This window comes from Corallococcus sp. CA053C (assembly GCF_003611675.1).
GTDB lineage: Bacteria > Myxococcota > Myxococcia > Myxococcales > Myxococcaceae > Corallococcus.
In genome coordinates this window covers 1-3614 of sequence record NZ_RAWA01000631.1, presented here as the reverse complement: position 1 = coordinate 3614, position 3614 = coordinate 1, and the positions used below count along the sequence as shown (strand labels likewise).

Sequence of the window (3614 nt, the reverse complement as noted above, 5' to 3'; positions counted from 1 at the left end):
GGGTTCTTCCTGGACCCGGGAGGCGGGCGGCATCAGTCGGACAGGGCGGCCTGGGCGGCGGCGACGCCCGTGCCGGAGGCGCTGGCGCGGTGGCCTCCGGCGTGGAGGGCCCGCTCGATGGCGCCCACGGTGGCGAGCACGTCCGCGGCGGTGACGCGGTTCATGTGGCCCACGCGGAAGTAGCGCGTCTTCAGGTCCGGGTGGAGGCCACCGGCGATGGCCACGCCCTGCGCCTTCACGCGGCCGACGAGCGAGGCGTCCACGCCCTCCGGGTAGTACAGCGCGCTGAGGGTGTTGGCGGCGACGGCTTCGGACGTGGGCAGCATGCGCAGACCCAGGGCGCTCCACGCGGCGCGGAAGGCGCGGGCCATGCGGCGGTGGCGCTCGAAGCGGGCCTCCAGCCCTTCCGCCAGAATCTGTCCCAGGCTCACGTCCAGCGCGCGGATGAGGGACGTGGGGGGCGTGGCGAAGTAGGACGGCTTGCCCGCTTCATAGGCCTCCATCACGGGCAGCCACTCCGCCCAGTCCGGGTACACGCTGGCCACGGGCACCTTGCGCTGGCGCCACGCGTCCAGCGCGCGCGGGCTCACCGTCAGGAGCGCCAGGCCCGGGGGCACGCCCACCGCCTTCTGGCTGGCGGTGAGGTACACGTCCGCGCCCCACGCGTCCTGGTGGAAGGACTCGCCCGCGGTGGCGCACACGCCGTCCACCACCGCGAGGACGCCGTGCCTGCGCGCGGCCTTCACCAGCGACTCCACCGGGGCCAGCACCGCGGTGGAGGTGTCCACGTGGGTGATGGTCATCAGCTTGAAGCTGGCTTTCTGGAGCTCCGCCTCCACCTGGGCCGCGTCCGGCGCGCCGCCCGGGGGCGCGCGCACGTGCGTCACCTTCGCGCCGTGGCGTTCCAGGATGTGGGCCATGCGGTCGCTGAAGTAGCCGGTGTTCACCACCAGCGCGCGGTCGCCCGGCTCGGTGAGGTTGGCCACCGCCAGCTCCATGGCCAGCGTGCCGCTGCCGGCGACGACGAAGGGCTGCGCGCCGGGCGCGAGTGAAATCTCCCGCAGGCGCTTCAGGGCCCGGCCGAAGGTGGCGATGAAGCCCGCGTCCAGGTGCCCGGGCACCGGCGCCGCCAGCGCCTGCAACACGTCCGCGTCCACGTCCACCGGACCGGGAATCATCAACAGGTCTCTCACGGCGCCACACCCTCCTCTGGGGCACCCTCCGGGGGCGGAAGGGCCAGCCCCACTGTGGCCAGCACGGCCCCGGCTTGTCCACGGCCGCGAACCTCCGCATCCGGGGCGCGAGGGGGCGGTGCACAAAGGAAGATGCCGGAGCCCCCCGTGTGACTGGGGAGACTCCGGCATCAGGAACCACGGAGACTGTCGAAGCGACTGACTAGCGGTACTGCGCCGTCAGGGTGTCCGCGCGCGTGACCTGACCCGCGGTGAACTGGTTCATGCAGTTGTCATCCGTGTAGTCCATGAAGTTCAGGATGGGGTCCACGCCGCCGCCGGAGCAGGTGTCGCGGCCCGACGGGCAACCGAACGCGGCCGAGGCCTCCGGAGCGGTGTCGCTGACGGAGTCACCCGGGTTGGCGCAGCCGCCCTGGAACGTGTGGTACAGGCCCAGCCAGTGACCCACTTCGTGCGTGGCCGTGTCACCCTCGTTGTACGGGGACGCGGTGCCGCCGGGGACGCTGCTGTAGAGCATCACGACGCCGTCCATGGACGGCTGGCGCGCGTAGCTGGAGGGGAACGTCGCCCAGCCCAGCAGGCCACCGCTGAGGTTCGCCGTGTAGAGGTTCAGCGCGGCGGCGGTGCCCTTGCGCAGCGCGGCCTTCATCTTCTTCTCCGCCGCGGAGCCGCTGCCCAGGTTGTACCAGGTGCTGTTCGTCGTGCGGTCCGTGCCCGCCAGCGTGAACGTGAACGGCGTGTTCGCGTAGGCCGCGTTCAGCACGTTCATCTGCGCGGTGATCTGCGAGTCCGGGATGTCGCCGTTCGCGATGCCCGTGCCCTTGTTGATGACGTGGAAGTACACGGGCACGTTCACCGAGCCCACCGCGCGCTTCTCCTGCACACGGCCCGCGATCGCGGCCTCGATCTCCGCCTTCTCCTGGGCCGACGGCTCGATGGTGGCACAGCCGCGGTGCGGCACGGCCTCCTGCGTCGTCGTCTCCTCGACCGGCGCCTTCTCCTCGGGAGCGGGCGCGCTGCTGCTGCAGCCCACCAGCGACATCAGCGTTCCAAAGACCACCGCGACACGGCCACTGCGCTGCGCGACGTTACGGAGCATTTTCCCAACTCCTCGGAAAAGTGGGGAGACGGAAATACACCCGTGAAACAGCGAAAGTCAACTCAGGCTTGAAAATTGAAATAACAGTAAAGCTCGATGAGCACAAACGGTGTGTCCGGGGACGGGTGACGGGGCGTATGTGTTTCACGCCGGAAACGGACGACGCCGGGGCCTCCCGTGCAACTGGGAGACCTCCGGCGTCTGGAAACGGCCACTGAAAGGGAGACGGTGGACTAGCGGTACGTCAGCGTCAGGCTGTCCGCGCGGGTCGACTGGCCAGCGGTGAAGGTGTTCATGCAGCTGTCGTCGGAGTAGTCCATGAAGTTGTAGATGGGGTCCACGCCGCCGCCGGAGCAGGTGTCACGGCCGGCGGGGCAGCCGTACGCGGGCGAGGCCTCCGGAGCCGTGTCGCTGACGGAGTCACCCGGGCTGGCACAGCCGCCCTGGAACGTGTGGTACAGGCCCAGCCAGTGACCCACTTCGTGCGTGGCCGTGTCACCCAGGTTGTACGGGGACGCGGTGCCGCCGGGGACGCTGCTGTAGAGCATCACGACGCCGTCCATGGACGGGCTGCTGGTGTAGCTGGAGGGGAACGTCGCCCAGCCCAGCAGGCCGCCGCTGAGGTTCGCCGTGTAGATGTTCAGCGACTCCTTGCCGCCCTTGCGCAGCGCGGACTTCATGTTCTTCTCGTTGGTGCTGCCCTGCGCCAGCGCGAACCAGGAGGCGTTGGTCGTGCGGTCCGTGCCCGCCAGCGTGAACTTGAACGGCGTGTTCGCGTAGGCCGCGTTCAGCACGTTCATCTGGCTGGTGATCTGCGAGGCCGGCACGTCGCCGTTCGCGACGCCCGTGCCCTTGTTGATGACGTGGAAGTACACGGGCACGTTCACCGAGCCCACCGCGCGCATCGCCGACACGCGGCTCGCGAGCGTGGCCTCAATCTCCAGCTTCTCATCGGCGGACGGCTCGATGGTGGCACAGCCGCGGTGCGGGAGCGCCTCCTGCGTGGGCGCGGTCTCCTCGACCGGGGCCTTCTCCTCGGGAGCCGGGGCGCTGCTGTTACAGCCCGCCAGGGACATCAGCGTTCCAAAGACCACCGCGACACGGCCACCGCGCTGCGCGACGAAACGAAGCATTTGTCCCAACTCCTCGGAAAAGTGGGGAGCGGGAGTTACGCCTCGCAAGAAGTGGAAGTCAATAGACCGGCATATGCCGAAATAATCGCAAAACCGTATGGGCTCCCAGGGTGTTCCCCAGAGTGAACCCGGGGTTGTCTGTCTTACCCACGGGTCGCTTCGTACCGCCCAGGCTTCAGGGCTTCAGGG

3 protein-coding genes are annotated in these 3614 nt (G+C 69.2%); all 3 read right to left on the bottom strand.

Annotation, left to right across the window (positions count from 1 at the left end; translation table 11 throughout):
• Positions 1-32: 32 nt before the first annotated feature.
• Complete coding sequence (locus tag D7V97_RS41240; protein WP_120616022.1) at positions 33-1193, bottom strand: alanine--glyoxylate aminotransferase family protein; 1161 nt, start codon at positions 1191-1193, stop codon at positions 33-35.
• Positions 1194-1395: 202 nt separating this feature from the next.
• The gene (locus D7V97_RS41235; protein WP_120616021.1) at positions 1396-2292 is read right to left on the bottom strand and encodes a zinc metalloprotease; all 897 of its coding nucleotides are present in this window, start codon (positions 2290-2292) and stop codon (positions 1396-1398) included.
• A 233-nt stretch (positions 2293-2525) separates the two neighbouring features.
• Positions 2526-3425, bottom strand: coding sequence for a zinc metalloprotease (locus D7V97_RS41230; RefSeq protein ID WP_120616020.1), 900 nt, complete (start codon positions 3423-3425; stop codon positions 2526-2528).
• Positions 3426-3614 lie beyond the last annotated feature (189 nt).

Bases quoted from the DNA above. Each gene is read 5' to 3' on its own strand.
- D7V97_RS41235 (WP_120616021.1), bottom strand. From the start codon at position 2,292: ATGCTCCGTAACGTCGCGCAGCGCAGTGGCCGTGTCGCGGTGGTCTTT.
- D7V97_RS41230 (WP_120616020.1), bottom strand. From the start codon at position 3,425: ATGCTTCGTTTCGTCGCGCAGCGCGGTGGCCGTGTCGCGGTGGTCTTT.